Origin of the sequence: Paenibacillus sp. 1781tsa1, assembly GCF_024159265.1 — a bacterium.
Classification (GTDB): domain Bacteria; phylum Bacillota; class Bacilli; order Paenibacillales; family Paenibacillaceae; genus Paenibacillus.
Window position 1 is genome coordinate 6,272,685 of the sequence record NZ_JAMYWY010000001.1, and the last position, 20,395, is coordinate 6,293,079.

The following is a 20,395-nucleotide window of genomic DNA, read 5'->3' on the forward strand; positions in this document are numbered from 1 at the left end:
CGTTCGTTTTAGTGATGCAAACGTGAAATGAAGATAGGAGTGGGTTAATTTATGGATATTGCGACACTTATCGGTATTATTGCCGGAATTGCCGCAGTCATTAGCGGTTTTTTGTGGGAAGGCGGCCAGTTGTCCGGTCTCCTGCAAAAAACGGCTGCTTTAATTGTATTCGGTGGAACGATTGCTGCTGTGGTTGCCAGTTTCCCGGCGCATCGCCTTCGTACGATTCCTGCTGCCCTGCGTATGGCTTTTGGACGTCACAATAATGAATCCGGTATATGGGTCGAAGAGTTGGTCGAGATGTCTTCGATCGCACGCCGCTCAGGTGTACTTGCATTAGAACGCAAGGTTATGGATCATCCGCATCCATTTTTGCAAGACGGTATTCAGATGGTTGTTGATGGTACCGATCAGGATGTGGTTCGGCAGATCCTGGAGATGGAAATTGACTCCATTGAACAGAAACATGAGGGGTATGCCAAAATATTCGAATCTGCTGGTGGTTATGCCCCAACCATGGGGATCATCGGAACCGTGATGGGACTTATTCAGGTACTTGGCAGTTTAACGGATCCAACCGGACTCGGTCCTGCCATCGCTGTTGCCTTTACAGCAACCCTGTATGGAGTCGCCAGTGCCAATCTTGTCTTTTTGCCCATTGCCTCCAAAATCAAATCCAGAGGTGCTGACGAAGTACAGACCATGGAAATGCTTCTTGAAGGTGTACTTGCCATTCAGAACGGTGAGAATCCCCAGCTTGTACGCAAAAGACTGGAGTCTTTCACCCTCACGCATCGTCAGCATATACGCCCCCTAGCAAAGGAGGGATTGGATGAGTCGGCGCAGTAAACGGCGCGGAAAACGTGAAACTATCGATCATCGAGATCGCTGGATGATTACTTATGCCGATCTCATAACCCTGCTTTTGATCTTTTTTGTCATCATGTACGCCATGAGTAATCTGGATTCCGGTAAATATGACGTCGTTACCCAATCGTTACAAAATACATTCAATGCGTCCGACTCTATCCTTGAGCTTGGTGAAGGACTCGGTGAGAAACCTGGACAGACGATTACAGAGACTCCACCATCCGGAATTCAAGGGGAAGATTCTTCAAAAGGTGAAGGAAACCCTTCCGACTCCGGGACTGTAACGCCAGATGATGATGACAAGCCCCTCACAGAACGGGAAGAACAATTCAGATCACAGGAGCAGGAATTGCAAAATCTGTTCAATGTGATTACCCAATATATCGAGGATAATAAACTGGAAAATCAGATTTTTGTTGCGGACAAGCCACAGGGCCTATCCATTACACTTAGTGACCGCTTCCTGTTTGATCAGGGACAGGCCGCTCTGAAGGACGGTGCAGCACCAACACTCAGTAAACTTGCCAGCTTGTTCCGTGATCTAAATACCGTTGTCAGCATTGAGGGTCATACCGATAACGTTCCTGTCGGAGCAAACTCTGCCTATACCGATAACTGGCAGCTTTCCGGGGAACGTGCACTGTCTGTATTGCGATTTTTTCTGGATACAGAGAAACTTAACCCGGACAGCTTCCAGTATGCTGGATATGCGGATACTCGCCCAACGGGTGACAACACCACAGCGGCCGGAAGACAAAAGAACCGTCGGGTCGAAATAACTGTCTTGCGTCAACTCCAACCTTAATCTTCACTTCTTAAAATGGTCTAATGTTATCTCATCTTTTATAACAATCGAAAAAGCACGATCTCTGTTCCTCTTCGAACAAGACCGTGCTTTTCGTTATGATGTTACACTTCTCACCATAATCGGTGACTATTTTCAATCTCATCCAACGTCACTTTCAATTTTTCTGCTTCCTTCTTAATTTCACGATCTTCTTGCTGTTTTAACTTCTCTTCAAACTTCAACATGGCATCTAAGATTACCATACGTTGCTCTGCCAGAGATTCTTCGTATAAGCGTTCTCCACGCGCCACTAAATGCCGGTTTTCCATCCGCTCACGAGGATGTATTTTGATAGACTCCAACTCTTTAAAACGTTGGGCAATCTCTTCGTGGGACAAACCGCTTTCTTTCTCTTCTATGATCGCCACTTTCTTTTCACCCGTATCCACGGAAGACACTTCCACTTCCAAGATGCCATTAATATCGTAAGTAAAGCGAACATCTATAGCCTGTTCCCCCTCCGGTGCAGGTGGTACATTAATCGTCAGTTCACCAAGTTTAATATTGTTTTCGACCAGGCGACTTTCGCCTTGATACACATCAGCTGTAATTTTAGTTTGGTTGTCCCTTAACGTACAGTAACGTTGAACCCTGCTTACCGGAACAACCGTATTCCGTTCGATGATTGGGTCAAAAATGCCCGATTCATATCGACCTTCACCTAAAGGTTTCGAGATGGAAATCCCCAAAGTATATGGACATACATCTGTCAGAATAACTTCCTGCACATCCGCATGGCGGGCTTTCATAGCAGCTTGAATTCCTACGCCAATGGCGATGGCTTCATCCGGATGCAAGTAATTTGCTGGCAGTCTGCCAAACAATTTACCCGTAAACGAGTAGATTACAGGCATGCGGGTTGCTCCTCCAACAAGAATAACGGCATCCAATTCATCGAGTTGCACGGCGGCATCACGGAGCGCACGTTCCACAGGCTTTTGCAACCTGGCAAGCAGCGGCTTCGCTAACTGTTCAAATTGGGTGCGATCAATGCTCACCTCTTTCACACCATCTTCAAGTGTCAAGGTTATCGTTCCTTCACGCCCTTCGCTCAATGCCTGCTTGCATAGCTCTGCCTGTTTCCAAAGCGCCATCTGTGTCTTGTCAGACAGATCATTCTGCTGAATTTGGTAATGATTCAAAAACCAATGCGTAATCAGTTCGGTAAAATCCTCCCCTCCCAGAAAATTATCCCCTGCTACTGACTTCACTTCCATAATTCCGTCAAACAATTCCAGGATGGATACATCAAAGGTCCCCCCTCCAAGGTCAAAAATGAGGAATTTTGTCTCTGGTTTCTGTTGATGCAGGCCATACGCAATCGCTGCAGCGGTTGGTTCGCTGAGCAGTCGATCGACTTTAATTCCTGCCAGTTGTCCAGCACGTTTGGTTGCTTTTCGCTGAGTATCATTGAAATATGCTGGCACACTGATAACAGCCTCTGTTACTTCAACACCTAAATAGGCTTCGGCATCCGCTTTCAAAGATTTCAAGACAAAGGAGGATAACTCTTCAGGCAAAAATTGATATGTACCCAAACTAAACGTTCTGTTTGTTCCCATATATCTTTTAAATACAGATGCTGTTTTTTCTGGATGCGTGATTAATCGCTCTCTGGCAATCTCCCCTACTAAAATTTCCCCATTGTCGTCCACACTCACCACTGAAGGTGTCAAACGATTCCCAAGAGCATTCGGGATAATAACGGATTCCCCGTTGACCCAGCATGATACCAAACTATTTGTTGTTCCAAGATCTATTCCTATTATTGTCATAAAGCTTCTAACCCTCTTTCTGTTTAACATCTACACTTGCTATAGTAGAAACCACGCGCTGTTATGCGCCGACTGCAACATATCATACGTGACAGATCGTAACCTGTCTAGTTCAGCCCACACGAATAATCTACCATAGATTTAAAGCAACAGAACATAGGTATAACTCCATACAATGAAGTACAAGTGTAGTGTATAAATTCAGTCAAATCATCTGTTTCATTGAGCCCTTAATATAAAAGAACCGAATGCCCCCTTATGCATTCGGCTTCTTCAAAATTAGTATTTACCTTATGCCTCTACTCCTGGCTGGCTAGGGCGCAGAATCGCAGAGCCTACGGTCAGCAAAATGGTAGCCATGCCAAACAAAATCAATAGTGGCAATGTGATATCCGACAATGTACCGCCAGCAGAGATCGTCTCCACCGCCTGAATTGCCCATTTCTGCGGAACAAAGTTGGCGAGCTTTTGCATATAATCCGGCATCAACGAGATTGGCCAGAAACAACCACCTATCATGCAGGTTGGCATAATGACAAGTGAATTCAGCATGTTCGCATTTTTGGGATTACGAATTAATCCTGCCACGGTACTTGCGAGCCCCATAGAGACCAACATGAATGCTGCCAAGATCAGGAAATGAATGCCAAAAGGAATACCGGCATCATAATGAATCAGCCACCTGCTGACTCCCAAAACGATCACAATCTGAATCATACCAATGACAAAGCTGCCCAGGAAATTACCAAGCGCAATCTCATACGCACGGACGGGTGCCGTGTATACTCTGGCCATCGTACGTTTCCTGCGATCTTCCATGATCACAGCCACTGCACTGGTCAGCAGCCCCATCATAAACATAATCGTAAATCCAGTCACATTGTTTAGGCCTGGCTTGGGATAGATCTGCAGAGCGGTGACTTCACCAGCAACCTGATGTTTTCCGATCTCCTGTAAAAGCTGTTCAAATGGCTTCTGTGTGCTTGACAGTATATCAGTCTCACTTGAGACAGGGCCTGCCGCCACCTTAACAGCTGAAGCAGATTGTTGCAATCCGCTCGTCAAACCTTCAACTGCTGCTCGGAGGGTATAGGAACTTTCACTTATAAGCAGTTCCACCAATTGAATTTCGGTTGGCTTTCCTTGTAACAGATCCTCCGTATAATGTACCGGAATGATGATGCCAGAACTTCCTTTTTGCTGAGCGATGGCTTCCTTCACTTCTGCTTCGTTTGTCATCGGCTTGAGCAGGTACTCCTCGTTGCCAGCAAGTTCTTGAATCATCCACGCTCCTGCTGCCCCTCCATCCTCATTGACATAGGGAATAACAGTACGTGCACTCTGCTCGCTTCCAAAGAGAGCAACCGCTCCTGTAACCACCAGGCAAGGCAGAAGCAGAAACGTAATAAAGCCCATTTTACGGCCAAGTGTACGTCTAATCATCAACCAGGCAATGTGTAGACTATTCATATCGGTATCCTGCCTTTCTATAAATCAATCCTGAGATCAACAGTAATACAGCGCATACCACGCCTAACATCAGAATGTTATATACAATCTCTCCTACTGGTGCATCCAGCATCATTCTCAGAAAACTCTGGAGCGCCCAGTGGTTAACCGTAAATTGGCTAATCCGTTGCATAAAATCAATCGGGATAGGCATGAACCCACCGCTGATGAATGTCATTGCAACGATGATACCTTGGATGGTTGCGCTGGCCGATGCCGTGGTTTTGCATACCAATGCCACGATCACGCCAAGAGTCATGGATGCCAATGTAATGAATACACAAGTCAGCACAATATACCAAGGATGGGTTCCCCAATCCACACCGTAGAACCAAGATGTCATAAGGATAATCGTCGTTGCCTGTAAAAAAGCGAGCAGACTATTGCCTGCAATTTTGCCAGCGAAAATAACTCCATTACCTATCGGCGCAGCCTGAAGGCGGATCAACGTTCGGTTATCCCGCTCTCCAAAAAGGCTGCTACTTGTTGTCATACCCGAGTACAACATGAACATCGCCAGCATGGATGCTGCATAGTATTGGGTGGCACTGTAGGCCGTGCCTGTTTTTCCAGGATTGATGACAGTGATGTTGGTGGAACTTGCCGCTCCAGTTTCCGAAGAAGAGACCATCGCAGCAATTACTTCCGGACCGAGCACTTTGGTAATCGCCATCTGTCGGTTCCATTCATCCGTAAAACGTGTGAACAAGGTTTCACCCAAGGTATTGAGTGTGCTGTCCTTTCCACGTATCCACTGTAACCTGGCCTCTTTCCCCATCATCACGTTCTGCTCAAAATCCGAAGGAATCATGACAGCAAAGTCCAGCTTACCGGTACGCAGCGAATGGACAACCTCTTCTTCTGTCTTGAATTCCTGCACTTTGACCATCTCAGCTACCGCCGGGGAATGAACGAATGTATCCAGTGCTTGATTAAGCGTACTTGATTCTCCACCAGATTCAGTACTCAAATGGATGATTCCCACACGTACAGCATCTGGAATAACATCCTCCGCCGTCCCCATCGTACTGGAAAGAGCCGTGCCCAATATAAAAATCAGTAACAACGGCAGAATGAACAGGTTTAACACCACAGATCGAATCTTAAGAATACGCCTCAATTCAAAGATGCAAATATGCCATATATTCATCTCTTGCTCCCCCTAGTCCCGCAGCGTACGCCCGGTCAGATTGAGGAACAACGTTTCCAGATCCGGCTCTTCGACCTTGAGCGACTGAATGGATATTTCATGTTTGCTGCAAATGAAGAGCAGATCCTGGAGATCCTGCTGTGCCGAAGGCAGCGTAATGGTCAGCGTATTCTCTGAAACGTCTACCATTCGAACGCGAGGGTGAAGTTTCAGTTCTTCCACAACGTCGGGACCGATACCGGAAGTGGAGAGCACTACTTTTTCCTCCGATGCTACACGTTCTCTCAGCTCTGCTTCCGTGCCACAGGCAATGATTCGCCCCTGATCCATAATCGCAACCCGGTGACTAATCGCCGCCACTTCCTCCATGTAATGACTTGTATATATAATCGTTGAACCCATCTTGTTGAGTGTGCGTACCGATTCAAGGATATGATTTCGAGATTGCGGATCAATGCCAACTGTCGGTTCATCCATGATAATTAGATCCGGGCGATGTGTAATCGCACATGCGATGTTTAACCTGCGTTTCATACCACCAGAGAAGGTCGAGGGGGCATCCTTTGCTTTATCCTGCAACCCTACAAATTCAAGAGACTCCTGCACTCTTTCCTTAAGCAATTTTCCACGCAGTCCATACAGTCTGGCAAAAAAGGTCACATTCTCCGCAGCCGTCATCGTTTCGTATAAAGCCAGATCCTGCGGAACCAGTCCAATCTTGCGCTTTACTTCTAGCGGTCGCTCCTTGACCGATATCCCATCTAATCTGATTTCACCCTGATCCATATTCAGGAGCCCTGCAATCATGCTAATGGTGGTACTTTTTCCTGCTCCATTGGGACCGAGCAATCCAAAAATTTCGCCTTTGCCAACACTAAGGTTCAAATGATCCACGGACAGCTTACTGCCGTATCGTTTCACTACATGATCCACTTCAAGTATACCCATCCCTTTTACGCCCCTCTTCCGTTTCGGCTTTCGCCGCTGGATTTCATATCTGTATTGTAACGGATCGCACTCTTTAGCGAAGGTACGAAAAGTCATGAATCGAAGGTGACTTAAGTCATCTCCTGATTCGAATGCCGCTTATGGTATAATCAAGGGCGCATTACCGAGAGATTTTACTCCACTTTTTATATAAAGGATGTCACAGCCCTATGCCGATGCGGTTTCTGCAATACGGATTAATTATCGTTCCAGCCGTACTGTACATGTTGATGCTGCCCTTGGAAAACGAAGCCGTCTACACCCTGTATATCATCATCGCCCTTGGACTCTCCGTGTGGAAAGATTTCAACCGTTCAAGTACACAGCAGTGGCTGTTGCTTCTGACCGAAATACTCTGGAGCTGTTGGCTGATTGCTTCGTATGGACCAATCCTGGTATTCCTTTCTCTATCCGTGCTCTACGTGTATATATACAGACTCGAAGGAAACCGGAGATGGTTGATGTTTGCCATTCAGCTTTTCTCAAGCAATGTCGCTTTGGGATGGTATTATTCTGTTCCACAGGCAACGCAGCCAGGGTTAACCACACCAAATACAATCACCGCCACATTATTATCCGCAGAGGCAACAGCGATGGTTCTTGGCAACCTGCTTCTGCTCATCACAGCGGCCCTCTCCTGGCAGGGATCAAGAACGGCGAGCAGCCGTGGACAACTGGAACAAGTCTATGACGAGCTCCGCAGTAAACATTACGAGCTTCAAGAAGCACGTGCACAGCTCCTATTATTTACAAAGCAACTTGAAGGAGTAGCCCAGACAGAGGAACGTACTCGTATCTCCAGACAGCTTCATGATGATATCGGACATCGACTGATTCGTACCAAAATGATGTCGGAAGCCGCTCTGATGACTCTCCCCCGAGATCGGGAAAAAGGAACGGAAATGGTGAGACAGATTCGTGATCAATTGGCCACCAGTATGGATGATATGCGAAGTACACTTCACAAATTGCGACCGGATTCCTATGGTTCCAATGCCTACGCACTCGATCGTCTTCTTGAGGAAGTGGGCAGAGATACCGGGGTGAAGACACAATATGAAGTTCAGGGCCCATCCCATGTGCTGTACCCCAGCATTCAAATCGTTTTATATAAAAATGCCAAAGAAGCCGTAACGAATGCACTACGGCACGGAAATGCCTCTTCTATCACATTGGAGTTGGTATTCGGGGATCAGGAAGTCTGTATGAGCGTAAGTAATGATGGCAAAATTAATCCGCATTCGTCTAAGACAAGTGGGATAGGACAGGAAAGCATGCGTCTACGTACACAAATGGTGGGAGGAACCTTGGAGATCCAATCGGCTTATCCGTATACCGTGATTACACGCATTCCAATAACGAACCAGATGGATCTACTTTGAAAAAAGGAAGTGAATGTTCTCATGTCCGAACGGAATGATGTGAACAACAAGAATAATGCAGCCCAGTCCCCACTTATTCGGCTGATTCTCGCTGACGATGACTACTTCATTCGCGAAAGCCTTAAAGTGTTGCTTGAACTGGACTCCGGCATTTGCGTTACAGGCACAGCCTCAAATGGACAGGAGGCCTTGGCATTACTTGAAACAGGGACACCTGCGGACGTGGTCTTGATGGATATTCGGATGCCCGAATGTGACGGAGTCGAAGGTACTGGGCTTATCAAGGTACGTTTTCCTGAAATCCAGGTGCTCATGCTGACTACGTTTGACGATGATGAGTATATTATTCAGGCATTACAGAATGGGGCAAGCGGTTATTTGCTCAAAAACGTCCCGCCTGAGCGGATCATTCAAGGCATCAAGACCGTACATAACGGCGATATGTTAATCCATCCGGATATTGCCCGCAAGCTAACAGGCCTTCTTCGTCCTTCTCCAACACCCCAGACACATCATTCAATCGAAGCCTATGGACTGACCCGTATGGAGCTGGCGGTTGCCGAGGCCATATCGGAGGGGTTATCCAATAAGGAAATTGCCGCCAAACTGTTCCTCAGTGAAGGCACGGTCAAAAACTACGTCACCGATATTCTGGGCAAGCTGAGTTTACGTGATCGGACTCAGATCGCCATCTTTATGTTGAAAAAATAACAAAAAGGTATTTCCCTCGCCTGCGACGGCGCTCGGAAATACCTTTTTCATTGCTTGATTTATGCAACATACTTCATCACTTATGTTTAGTTACATCTCCACGGACCCTTTATCACTGGCCACAGGAGCTGGCGGTAACGCCAATGGAGCTTCGTCCCTGTGTGGTTTTTTCAGACGGGCAAGCAATTTGAGGTTGATGATATGGAACAGCGTCAGTGGACGTAACCGAATCGCCCAGACCTCGTGATTGTCCGGTGCCATAATGACCCCAAGCTGATGATGTTCCCCTTCATAAATTGCTCGTTGCATGAACTTGCTTTCTCCCTGGTGATTTCGTACCTCGAGCTTGCAAAAAGCCGGGTTCATCCGCAGGGCACGATGCAACTCTTCCGGTGAATGAACCAACTTACCATTCACCTTGTACAATGTCTCCCCTGCTTCAATCCCCAAATCTGCAGCAGGACTCTCCGGTATAACGGCCAATACCTTCAACCCATGCTGCGGATGGACAAATACCGGACTGCGGTTTTGCTCTTCAAACGCGCTGTACCATACCAGGAATTCATGTCCAATAAATGCAATCAGTGCAGCAACCACCATGAGTGGAGACCACCATGCAGCAAGCAAACTGAACACAAGCAAAGTTGCCCCATACATCATCAACCGCTTGGATGAGATCTGCACCTTTTGTCCCGGAAGCATACTCTGCGTGATCTCACCAAATCCGAGCATAATCGGCAACGCAACCAGCATGTAACTCTGACCTGCATTCATGAGTGGATTCCATGCCAGCTCCGCGCCACTACCTGTGACCGGGACAAGAATCAGTAGGGGAATGGCCCAGAACTGTTGAAGTTGATATCCCCCAACCAGTTTCCCGCGTTTTCCCTCGAAGAGAAGCGGTGATGCCATCGATACCCCCTGCATGCGTACCAACAGGGCTTCACCCATATGTAGAAGGGCCGCCAGGACAAGCAGTGCAGGCATATCCAGGGAACGTAGCGTTTCCGTTACACTACCCATCCAACCTGATGGTTGCCAGCCTGAAGCCAGATTCAAACCAAATTGCAACACACCCAGCAACCCGGCCGCATAAGCAAAGCACAAATACCGGATACGAAACAAGGATAGAATTAACGTTGCAGCCCATATGCATATCAGGCTTCCCAGTGTAAGATGTGCACCCAGGAATAGGGAGACAATCGAGACGATAGTACCAATGAGTATGCCTCCCAGTACGGCACGAATCGTCTGTGTTATCGAGCTTTGCAAACGAACATGAAACAATTTACGCTCCTGCAGTAACTGACGATGATAGATGAGCGCAATCAGGATCACCGCAATATAATAAAACGGCTGAATAAACAACTGCAACACTGCTTCGCCTAATGTAGTTAACCACGGCCATACCCATTCCATTGTGGCTCTTCACCCCTCTCTTTCAGCCGGTTCAGAAAAAAAGAAGGCTGAAAATCAGCCTTCTTTATGGCTTCGACACAGCGGACGAAATATCCTTTGAGACATTTTCGATCGCGCGTTTCAGCTGTGCATCATATTGAGGATTGGCAATACGTTCAATCAGAGCCGCTTCCAGTGATTCAGCGGTTTTCTCGTCAATCTGGCCTGTGGCCTGAATGCCTTTTTGCTTCTGGAATGCCTTGACCGCTTCTTCCGTCTTCTGGTCGTAGTATCCATCCACACGATCCGGTTTGAAATCGAGACCTCTCAGCATCGTCTGCGCACTTTTCACATCCGCGCTATTGCTGTCATATTTAAGTGGTAACTTCTCTTTATTAATCGGTGCCACCGAGAAATAGTCCGGCTGGTCAACCGCAATATCCGGTTTGATTCCTTTTTCATGAATCCAGTCCCCGTTCGGAGTAAGCCACTTGGCAATAGTGATCTTCAGCAAGCTGCCATCACCCATTTGCTTGTCATAACTCGTCTGTACAGTTCCTTTACCGAAGGAATTTTCACCAATCAACTTCGCACCTGCTGACTGTTGTAATGCACCGGCCAAAATCTCCGACGCACTCGCACTGCCTTTGTTCATCAGGACTGTGACTGGATAAGCTTTGGCTGATCCATTGGATTTGCTTTGTTCCTTTTTGCCGTTCTTGTCTTCGACTTGCACAATAACCTTGCCTTTAGGAACAAACTGTTCAGCAATATCAATCACGACTTGCAATACACCGCCTGGGTCATTCCGTACGTCGATGACCAGACCTTTCATGTTTTGCTTCTCAAGCTTCGCCAACTCTTCCTTGAAGCGATCGCCTGTATTCAAAGAGAATTGAGTAATGGCAATGACACCAATTCCGCCATCCTCCATGTGAGCATATACGGTCTCCAGATCAATGTCATCCCGTACAATAACAAACTCAATCAGTTCTGTAGATCCGGCACGTTTGACCTGTACCTTCGCTTCACTGCCCTTGGGACCTCTGATTTTGTTGACAGCCTTGTTCAGTTCCAAACCTTGCAGGGATTCGCCGTTGACTGACATAATCATGTCTTTCGCACGAATACCCGCTTTTTCGGCAGGTGATCCTTTGATGGGGGAAACAACAACAACATTTCCATCCTGTGAGGATACCTCTGCGCCAATACCGGTAAATGAACCTTCGATCGACTCTTCAAACTGAGCAGCCGTTTCCTGCCCCATATAGTTGGAGTACGGATCACCAAGAGATTCCATCATGCCGTTGATCGCACCGTCAATCAATTTGGTCTGATCCACGTCTTTATAATAGTTGCTTGAGATCAAATCCATCGCGGTTTCAATCTTCTTCAAATCGCTCTTCTGCTGCGTACTGCCGGTTACACTGGCTAGCAGACCCTCACCAGCTGTGGTCTGGTTCGCTATTCCCGGATAAGTCATTAGTACCAGGGTTAGCAAACTACCACCCAGAAGACCCAAAATGACAAGCAGTAGCGCCGATCTTTTTTTCATCATCCGTTTGTCACCGCCTTTCGTTTTAAAGCGTGTCCGATTCCATTGTTTCTTGGACCCATTCCCTGAACATGCCAGCTTAGTATATGTCTAGCTTGTACGGAATATGTTTTTTCCATTCGGTCAATGGAGCAATAATTACAAATAGTTCATCGGATTTACCGCGGTACCGTTATCTCTTACTTCAAAGTGCAAGTGAGGTCCCGTGGAGTTTCCTGTATTTCCTGACTCAGCAATGGTATCCCCTTTGCTTACAGTGTCTCCTTTGCTGACTTTGAATCCACCCTCACGCAAGTGACCATATAAAGTCCATAGTCCACCGCCATGGTCCACAATAACCGTATAACCATAACCGCTATACCATTCAGCCATGATCACGATTCCGCCAGACGCAGCATGAACTGAAGTTCCCTGGGGAACAGCAAAATCGACACCGGCATGCATTTTACCCACTACACCCGTAATTGGATGGGTACGGGGACCGAATCCAGAAGAAATACGTCCTCCAGATACTGGTTTTGAGAAGATACCATTACCGGATGAATAGGTAACCTCACTGCTGCTATCCGAGCTGACTCTGGTTGGTGCCTTGGCTGCAGCTTTCGCCCGGGCAGCAGCTGCGGCTTTTGCTTTGGCCGCTGCGGCTGCCTGCTGTTCACGCAATTTATTTTTCTCTTGAAGAAGGGCCGAACGTTTGCTGGCAATCTGCATCAATACGTCTTCCTGCTCTTGTGTCAACTCTTCTGATTCTTCAATTTTAGCATCATATGAAGCGAGAAGCACTTGCTTTTCCGCTTCTTTTTCATTCAATTGGGACTTGCGCTGTTTCTTCTGTGCATACAGGCTCTTGGCTTCCGCATATTGCACATCCAATTCTGCCTTTTTGTCCACGACCAGTTGCTTGTCCGCTTTGTGCTCATCCAGCAGATGCTGATCCTGGTCCACGATCGTTTTGAGTGAATCCGCACGGGTCAAAAAGTCAGTGAAGCTGGTGGAGGACAACAGTACATCCAGATAGGATACAGCACCGTCTGTATACATCAGGCGTACACGTGACTCCAACAATTTTTCCCTTGCAACGATGCGTTCTTCTGCCGCTTGCAGATCTTTCTTCGTTGTACGGAGATCTTCCTCCGTGTTCTCGATTTGCAAGGATACACTGGCCAGTTCATCACTAACGACATTGATCTGTTCCATGACAACCTTCAGATAAGCGTTGGTTTTGTTCTTGTAATGCTGCGCTTCCTTTTTGTTGGAAGCTGCTTTTTTTTGCTCCTGCTTGGCAGAAGCCGCCTTGCTCTCCAGTTGCTGAATCTGTTGGTCAATATCGCTGATGCTACTCTTGGCATATCCGTCAGAAGGTTGAAGCGTCAGACTGGCCAATAACGTAAAGGCCAGCAGCGAAGCAGTTTTTTTCAAAATGATGATCCCCCATCCTATGATTTCACAAGAAAGCAACCTGCACAGGTGGTGAACAGCATGTTCTTTGCTTTCTTCAATCTTAAAGACTCCGTCTTTCCTACATATCGTCAAACAGCGTCCATTAATGAACCTGCTTTACCATTCTTTTCGACATATTCTGCAATTTGATCGTTTGAAAACAAAATTTAAACGTTAAGTGATTTTCGAATGGACAGTGTACTTCCCAAAATACCTACCAGCACACCGAGTCCGATCAACAGGGTTCCAAACAGCAACCAGATTTCGCTGAGCGGAATCAAGTTAAGCATCTGCATGAAGACATCCTGACCAATCGTGGCCATCAACTGGCTGTATCCGACGAACAGTACCCCAACCGTAATCACAGAGCCAATAAATCCAATGAGTGCACCTTCAATAAAGAAAGGCCAACGAATAAAGGTGTTGGTTGCGCCAACCAGCTTCATAATTCCGATCTCCCGGCGACGGGCCAGAATCGTTACGCGAATCGTATTCGAGATCAGGAACATGGACATGAGACCCAGTCCCCCAACAAAAATAAATCCGATGTTACGAACAAGCTTCGTAAATTTGAACAACACTTCCACCGTTTCCTTGCCGTAGTTCACTTTCATGATTGGCTTCTCCGGGTATTTTTCGTTCAAAGCTTCGATTTTTTGCGCCACAAAAGTGACGGTTTCCGGTTCAATGACCTCAACTTCAATAGTCTCCGGCAGTGGGTTGTTGTCCACATCGAAACCGCTAAGCACGTTATCTGCACTCTCTCCGAGACGATCACGGAACTCCTTGAGTCCTTCTTCCTTGGAAACAAAACGAATCTCACTTACTTCAGGCATCGCGCTGATTTCTTGTTCCAATGTGTTACGCAGGTTCTCGTCCACATTCAGTTCGAGAAACGTGCTGATCTCCACCTGGCTATCCACTTGATTCGCCATGGAGTTCACATTAAGCACCAGCAGCATAAACACACCAAGAATCAATAGCGACACAATGATGGACATGATGGAGGCCACAGACATCCAGCCGTTGCGGAATACGTTTTTGAATCCCTCCCGCAGATGGCGCAAGAGAGTACTAAAATTCATAACCGTATTCCCCTCTCATCTGATCCCGTACAATCTGTCCACGTTCAATGGCGATAACCCGTTTACGCATCGTATTCACGATATCTTTGTTGTGGGTTGCCATAACAATGGTTGTTCCCCGGAAATTAATCTCATCCAGCAGCTGCATAATGCCCCACGACGTCTCCGGATCGAGGTTACCTGTAGGCTCATCCGCAATAATAACCGATGGGTTATTCACGATAGCCCGCGCAATGGCAATACGTTGCTGTTCCCCACCCGAGAGCTGTGAAGGTTCACGATTCGCCTTACTGCGCAGTCCCACCAAGTCGAGTACTTCCATGACCCGTTTCTTGATGTGCCGCTTAGGCGCCTCAATGACTTCCATGGCAAATGCCACATTCTCAAAAGCCGTCATTCTCGGCAACAGACGGAAGTCTTGGAACACAACGCCGATGTTGCGGCGCACATAAGGAATCTTTCTTGGCTTCAACTTACCAATATTAAATCCGTTAATGGATATTTGTCCTTTGGTCGGAACTTCTTCTCTGTACATCAATTTCATAAATGTCGATTTGCCTGCGCCGGACGGACCGACGATATAGACAAATTCATTGCGGTCGATCTTCACCGACACCCCTTGTAATGCGTGGGTCCCATTGGCGTAGGTCTTCCACACGTCCTGCATTTCTATCACATCATCACTTCCTGCTCACATAGTTAGCCATTATCATTTCGACACAATCCCGGCATTTCCTTTAAAAAGACCTGAATTTCATCAGGAAAAAATCCACTTCGTTCCTGTTTCGATGGTGAAGCATGGATTCATATGAAGTTTATTGTAACAAATTTGTTACCTATTGAGTACCCGAAAGTTTTCCTGCATTGGATCATATATATAGAAAGTGTTACAAAGTCGGGAACAACAGAAGTATAAAGGAGCGTACGGTTATGAAAAAAATACATTTAACGGTCATTGTTCTATTCTCCATCCTCTTGATCGGCTCCGCGTCATATGGATTGCTGTATATGTATGTGAACCAGCCTGCGCTGCCCAAGAATGTGCGTGTTGGCGGCATGCTGGTGGAAGGCAATCGTAAGAACGTATTGCATGAATTGAACGAACAGATCCAAAAGCTGGAGGACTGGCCTGTCACTTTCGAAGTGGCTGAACCCGATCCCCAGACGATGACGTATACCGCAGATCAAGTGGGGGTGAGCTACAACGTTAAAAGCGTGGAATCCGCCATACAGCAGCTGGAGGAAGGTAACCTGTGGGAACGTGCTTATGCACGTTATCATTTTCCGAAAGAGTTCTCCCTTCATATGAGTTACGACTTAGAACCTCTTAAAGAACATCTAAGCCCTGCTTGGGAAAAAGAAACCTTCGGTACACCCGCGAACGCTGTTCGGCGCATAACCGCAAGTGACAAAGTGCAGTATATCCCGGAAAAGGGTGTCCGCCGGATTGATTGGAAAACACTCGCAAGTCTCATTCAAACGAAGTTGCACAGGGATTTCAGTGTACTGAGCCCGACTGAGAAACCCGCCCCATTGCTAATCCAGGTACCACTCTATACGCTGAAGCCTGAAGTAACCCTTGATTTGCTACGCGAGGAAGGCATTGATCGAAAGATCATCCAGTTCTCCACAGGTCTGGGCAATAGTAGTGAAGGCCGGATACATAATGTCAGCGCAGCGGCGGAAGCGATCAACGGCATGATTCTGCCACCGAATGCCACATTCGATTATGAAAAAATCATCCGTAAGGCTGAAAAAGATTATGGCTTTCGTGAGGCCCCGGTCATTGTCAATGGAAGACTAACCCCCGGGATTGGGGGTGGCATCTGCCAGGTATCCAGTACGGTGTATAACGCAGCGCTATTGACGGGTCTTGATATTATTGAGCGTCGCAACCACTCCCTGCCGGTCAAATATTTGCCGAAAGGACTGGATGCCACCTTTGCCTCTGGAGCCATTAACTTTCGCTTCAAGAACAACACCGGAAAATCCTTACTCATTCATGCAGAAGTGAAGAACCACCAATTGATGGTGAAATTTTTCGGCACATTCCCTGAGAACGTCAGCTATGCACTTGAATCTCGCACCATTGAAACATTAAGTGTTCCGGTGAAATATGTGTCCAGTGCGGTACTTCCTGATGGTGCTCAGCAGGTGCTGCAAGACGGACAGCCTGGTTATATTGTCGAGACGGTAAGAACCAAGAGGCTGGACGGCAAAGTGGTCGAATCCAAAACGATTACACGAGACACGTACAAAGCTCAGAATCGTCTGATTGCCCGCTCCGGTCACAGCAGCCTGCCTGATCCACAAGAACCTTCTGTTGTTGAGGATGGGATTAGCGATACGAAACAGCCTTAGGCCCTTTGTAAGAAGCATCTGATCACTTGTACCAGCAATAATAAAATGCACAGAGTTCAATCCGTAATTTAATCATTCACGGGTAAGCTGATCATACGAAAACAAAAAAAAGACACCCTTTCCGTCCCCTTTCGAGGATACGTGAGAAGTGTGTCTTTTCATTATTAACATAAGTTTTTCAAGTTTTAATAGACCACGATTAGCCCATATTCCATAACTTGTAGCTTACTGCATAACGGCTTAGTGACCGCCTGTGTATTCGCCTTGCTCTTCGCCTACGACCATCTTCTCTTTTCCCATGAAGAAGGAAGCGACCAACGCGAGTGCAGCCGGAATCACAGCCCAGGCAAATAACTGCACGATGGAAGAAGACAGAGCATGTGTGATGCTATCCAGCACCTGAGGCGGAATCGCCTGTCTGAGTTCTGGTGAGAGCAGCGCATGTGGATCAGCCAGATCCACTCCCTGAGGCACGCCACCCGCTGAAGCCCCCCCTGCTTCCGCAGCTGAACCAGCGAGAGCATCATTCATTTTACGCGTAAATACCTGGCTCTGTACGATACCAAAGATCGTAATGCCCATCGTCATGCCGAGGGACCGCAAAAAGTTAAGCGTGGAGCTTGCTGCTCCGCGTCTTTGCGGTTCAAATGCGTTCATGGCTGCATTGCTGAGTACCGAGAACGAAGCACCGACACCCAGACCAACCATCACCATGTAAATACGTATCGTCCAGAGAGAAGAACCCTCATCCAACGTAGTCAGCAATCCAAGTCCAATGACAAGTAAGGCCAATGTAGGAATCATGATATTGCGATATTTGATTTTGGTCATCAGCACACCGCCCAGGGACGCCGTCACAACGGACCCGAGCATCATGGGCAGCAGCACAAGACCGGAGTTGGTCGCTTTGCCACCGAGTACGCCCTGTATGAAGATCGGAATGTACACGGATGCTGTAATGAACGCCGCACCACTGAACATCCCAATAACGTTACTGGACCAGTAGACCCGGTTGCGGAACATACCGAAGGAGATGATGGGTTCCTTCGCTCTTGTTTCTGCAAAAAGGAAAAGTAGCGCTAGTGCTACAAATCCGGCAAACAAGCCAAGAATCTGCCACGAACCCCAGGCAAACGTTTTGCCGCCCAGTTCCAGACCAAAGATCAAACACACTACAGCGCCGATCAGCGTTACTGCACCCAGCCAGTCGATCTGTTGGGATTGATGCTGATGAGATTCTTTGTAGAAAAATGCAATAAACACAAATGCAATCAAGCCGAGTGGCAGGTTGATATAGAATACCCATTCCCATGTCGCATACTGAGTAATATAAGCACCAAGCAGTGGTCCAAAGACGCTGGAAAGACCGAAGACCGCTCCAAACAACCCACCCAATTTACCACGAGATTCTGGTGCTACGACATCAAACATGATCGTAAAGGCAATCGGCACCAAGGCACCCGCACCAATACCCTGAATCGCTCTGTGCATCGTCAATTCCACAATAGACGTTGCCGTTCCGCACAGTGCTGAGCCAAGCATAAATACAATAATACCAAATACAAAAAACTTCTTCCGTCCGTACATATCGGATAACTTACCGAAGATTGGCATCCCCGCCATCTCAGCCACCATGTACGCGGAGGTAACCCAGACGAACTTGTCGAGCCCACCCAGTTTCCCGACAATATCCCCCATAGCTGTTGCCACGATGGTATTATCCATCGAAGCCATTAGTATGCTGAGCAGTAACCCTGCCAGCACCAATCCAATACTGTTTTTACGTGCAACCATTGTACTCAATCTCTCCATTCACGCTCTATTCATATGACTGCATTAGTATATCCGAAAAGAAGTTTTCGTTAATCAGTCCAAGGACCGATTGCTTTGCAGCAAAACTTCCGATTGCGGATGAATTTGCAGAGATGAACGGTATTCCACTGTACCGATCCGGCAGCCAGGACCGATTTTTATTTTATCGCCACGTACAATCTCGGCCTCGGTATTTTCTAATTCAATATCGTCACCTTCGATAATCTGTGTCTTCAGTATTGACTTATTCCCCGTAAACAAGTCATTCAACCGGCCACTCTTCACCGAGATGATGGAACCGCCCATTTCCTTGACCTCGGACGGACCCATGATTTTGAGTGACATGTGTTCAGCGCTGAGCATCCCGGCTATTGTCAACCGTCCGTTCAGCTTGATATTTTCCGCCTGACAATCCCCTGACAGATGAAGCTCACCGACCACTTTGATAAGCTCAGCTTTGGCATGCAGGCCAGATATCTGAATTCCATCCTCACCATCGTTGCTGACAGTTCGTTCTTTTAGAGTAAGGGTTCCGGTAATTTTAATCTCTGTGGATTCAAGCGATCCATATATAACCGATGTACCCGTACATTTGAAGCGATCACAAGATAGATTGTCGTTGAAGGATGCGTCCCCTACGACCTTGACCTTGCCGTACACACCCCCAGCAGAACTGCCATCACCAACGATGCTGATATCCATTTTTTTGTCCAAAGAACGCCCAGGATTGTTATTCATGTCGATCCCATCCCTTTCTCTCCATATCCAAAATTTAAATTCGCTGACTGCTGCCCACCTTGGCATCCTGATCTACCTCAAGTTCACCTGAATACTCGACCAGCCTGATGTTACAGCCGCGACCGATAAAAATGTTACTCCCCCGAACAATATCAGCTTCGGTATCTTCCAGCACAATCTCATCGCCCTCAATTAAGGATGTCTTAAATGATGGAGTCCCGGCCAGGCCAATACTTTTCCAGAACCCGTTCTGTTGTTCCTTGCGACGAATATCAATACGCTCTCCGCCAATCTCTCTAGCCGAAGAAGAGGTATGAAGCCTGATCTCCACTGTTCCTGCATTCAGGAAGCCGCTGATCTTTATATTTCCCTGTACGTTCAGGGACTCACATTGCACATCACCTTCAACATCGATCACGCCGCCAATATCAATTCGTTCCCCATCCACTCGTCCCCGTACAGTGCATTTCCCGTTCACTTCAAGCTCAGGGCTATGAAGATCTCCGTTAATTGTTGTCATGCCATCCACACGAACACGCGAACTGGTCAAGGGGCCGTTCAACGTACACATGCCGTTAATCGTTGCACTCTCGGAGCTTAAAGCGCCGTGCATCTTCAATGTTCCATTCACTTCCATAGAGGTACAGTCCAGATTACCGTTCACCTTAGCCATGCCATCAATCGATACGCGGTGAAACTCCCCGCCTGCCGTTTGACTCATACCCGATACGTTTAGATCATTCCGCTTATTCCGTTCTTCCATGGATAACCCTCT

The 20,395-nt window shown here is 47.2% G+C and carries 17 protein-coding genes; 5 read left to right on the forward strand and 12 right to left on the reverse strand.

Going from position 1 to position 20,395, the window contains the following annotated elements; all coding sequences use genetic code 11:
* Nucleotides 1-51 precede the first annotated feature (51 nt).
* Both NKT06_RS28230 and NKT06_RS28235 read left to right on the forward strand, forming a co-directional pair.
* Nucleotides 52-849, forward strand: coding sequence for a flagellar motor protein (locus tag NKT06_RS28230; protein ID WP_253441220.1), 798 nt, complete (start codon nt 52-54; stop codon nt 847-849).
* The gene (locus NKT06_RS28235) at nt 833-1,675 is read left to right on the forward strand and encodes a flagellar motor protein MotB (protein WP_253441222.1); all 843 of its coding nucleotides are present in this window, start codon (nt 833-835) and stop codon (nt 1,673-1,675) included. The genes NKT06_RS28230 and NKT06_RS28235 overlap by 17 nt, the downstream gene beginning before the upstream one ends.
* Before the next feature lie 113 nt (nt 1,676-1,788).
* Here NKT06_RS28235 and NKT06_RS28240 read toward each other — a convergent pair whose 3' ends face one another.
* From NKT06_RS28240 to NKT06_RS28255, 4 genes are all read right to left on the reverse strand, one after another.
* Nucleotides 1,789-3,492, reverse strand: a complete 1,704-nt coding sequence (locus NKT06_RS28240; RefSeq protein WP_253441224.1) for a molecular chaperone HscC — start codon at nt 3,490-3,492, stop codon at nt 1,789-1,791.
* A gap of 291 nt (nt 3,493-3,783) precedes the next feature.
* The gene (locus tag NKT06_RS28245; protein WP_253441227.1) at nt 3,784-4,962 is read right to left on the reverse strand and encodes an ABC transporter permease; all 1,179 of its coding nucleotides are present in this window, start codon (nt 4,960-4,962) and stop codon (nt 3,784-3,786) included.
* Nucleotides 4,955-6,151, reverse strand: a complete 1,197-nt coding sequence (locus NKT06_RS28250) for an ABC transporter permease (protein ID WP_253441229.1) — start codon at nt 6,149-6,151, stop codon at nt 4,955-4,957. The genes NKT06_RS28245 and NKT06_RS28250 overlap by 8 nt, the downstream gene beginning before the upstream one ends.
* 12 nt (nt 6,152-6,163) lie before the next feature.
* Nucleotides 6,164-7,099, reverse strand: coding sequence for an ABC transporter ATP-binding protein (locus NKT06_RS28255; protein ID WP_301290180.1), 936 nt, complete (start codon nt 7,097-7,099; stop codon nt 6,164-6,166).
* 209 nt (nt 7,100-7,308) lie between these two features.
* Here NKT06_RS28255 and NKT06_RS28260 point away from each other — a divergent pair, with 209 nt between their 5' ends.
* Entirely contained in the window at nt 7,309-8,520 is a 1,212-nt protein-coding gene (locus NKT06_RS28260) for a sensor histidine kinase (RefSeq protein ID WP_253441231.1), read from the forward strand.
* Between the two features lie 21 nt (nt 8,521-8,541).
* The gene (locus tag NKT06_RS28265) at nt 8,542-9,231 is read left to right on the forward strand and encodes a response regulator transcription factor (RefSeq protein WP_253441232.1); all 690 of its coding nucleotides are present in this window, start codon (nt 8,542-8,544) and stop codon (nt 9,229-9,231) included.
* 90 nt (nt 9,232-9,321) lie between these two features.
* Here the strand turns inward: NKT06_RS28265 and NKT06_RS28270 are convergent, their stop codons facing one another.
* From NKT06_RS28270 to ftsE, 5 genes are all read right to left on the reverse strand, one after another.
* Nucleotides 9,322-10,650: a PDZ domain-containing protein gene (locus tag NKT06_RS28270; protein WP_253441234.1), complete on the reverse strand. Its 1,329-nt coding sequence runs from the start codon at nt 10,648-10,650 to the stop codon at nt 9,322-9,324.
* A gap of 64 nt (nt 10,651-10,714) precedes the next feature.
* Nucleotides 10,715-12,187: a S41 family peptidase gene (locus NKT06_RS28275; RefSeq protein WP_253441236.1), complete on the reverse strand. Its 1,473-nt coding sequence runs from the start codon at nt 12,185-12,187 to the stop codon at nt 10,715-10,717.
* A 135-nt stretch (nt 12,188-12,322) separates the two neighbouring features.
* A complete protein-coding gene (locus tag NKT06_RS28280; RefSeq protein WP_091013080.1) occupies nt 12,323-13,603 on the reverse strand; it encodes a murein hydrolase activator EnvC family protein in 1,281 nt (426 codons plus the stop codon).
* 188 nt (nt 13,604-13,791) lie between these two features.
* Complete coding sequence (ftsX, locus tag NKT06_RS28285; protein WP_253441238.1) at nt 13,792-14,709, reverse strand: permease-like cell division protein FtsX; 918 nt, start codon at nt 14,707-14,709, stop codon at nt 13,792-13,794.
* On the reverse strand, nt 14,699-15,385 hold the full coding sequence (ftsE, locus tag NKT06_RS28290; RefSeq protein WP_024631580.1) for a cell division ATP-binding protein FtsE: 687 nt from the start codon (nt 15,383-15,385) through the stop codon (nt 14,699-14,701). The genes ftsX and ftsE overlap by 11 nt, the downstream gene beginning before the upstream one ends.
* Before the next feature lie 254 nt (nt 15,386-15,639).
* Between ftsE and NKT06_RS28295 the strand changes: the two genes are divergently transcribed.
* On the forward strand, nt 15,640-17,070 hold the full coding sequence (locus NKT06_RS28295) for a VanW family protein (protein WP_253441240.1): 1,431 nt from the start codon (nt 15,640-15,642) through the stop codon (nt 17,068-17,070).
* Between the two features lie 240 nt (nt 17,071-17,310).
* Here NKT06_RS28295 and NKT06_RS28300 read toward each other — a convergent pair whose 3' ends face one another.
* The 3 genes from NKT06_RS28300 to NKT06_RS28310 all read right to left on the reverse strand — a co-directional run bounded on the left by NKT06_RS28300 (nt 17,311) and on the right by NKT06_RS28310 (nt 20,383).
* The gene (locus NKT06_RS28300; RefSeq protein WP_301290186.1) at nt 17,311-18,864 is read right to left on the reverse strand and encodes an MDR family MFS transporter; all 1,554 of its coding nucleotides are present in this window, start codon (nt 18,862-18,864) and stop codon (nt 17,311-17,313) included.
* Nucleotides 18,865-18,936: 72 nt separating this feature from the next.
* Nucleotides 18,937-19,620, reverse strand: coding sequence for a hypothetical protein (locus NKT06_RS28305; protein WP_253441244.1), 684 nt, complete (start codon nt 19,618-19,620; stop codon nt 18,937-18,939).
* Between the two features lie 34 nt (nt 19,621-19,654).
* Nucleotides 19,655-20,383, reverse strand: a complete 729-nt coding sequence (locus NKT06_RS28310) for a polymer-forming cytoskeletal protein (protein ID WP_253441246.1) — start codon at nt 20,381-20,383, stop codon at nt 19,655-19,657.
* Nucleotides 20,384-20,395 lie beyond the last annotated feature (12 nt).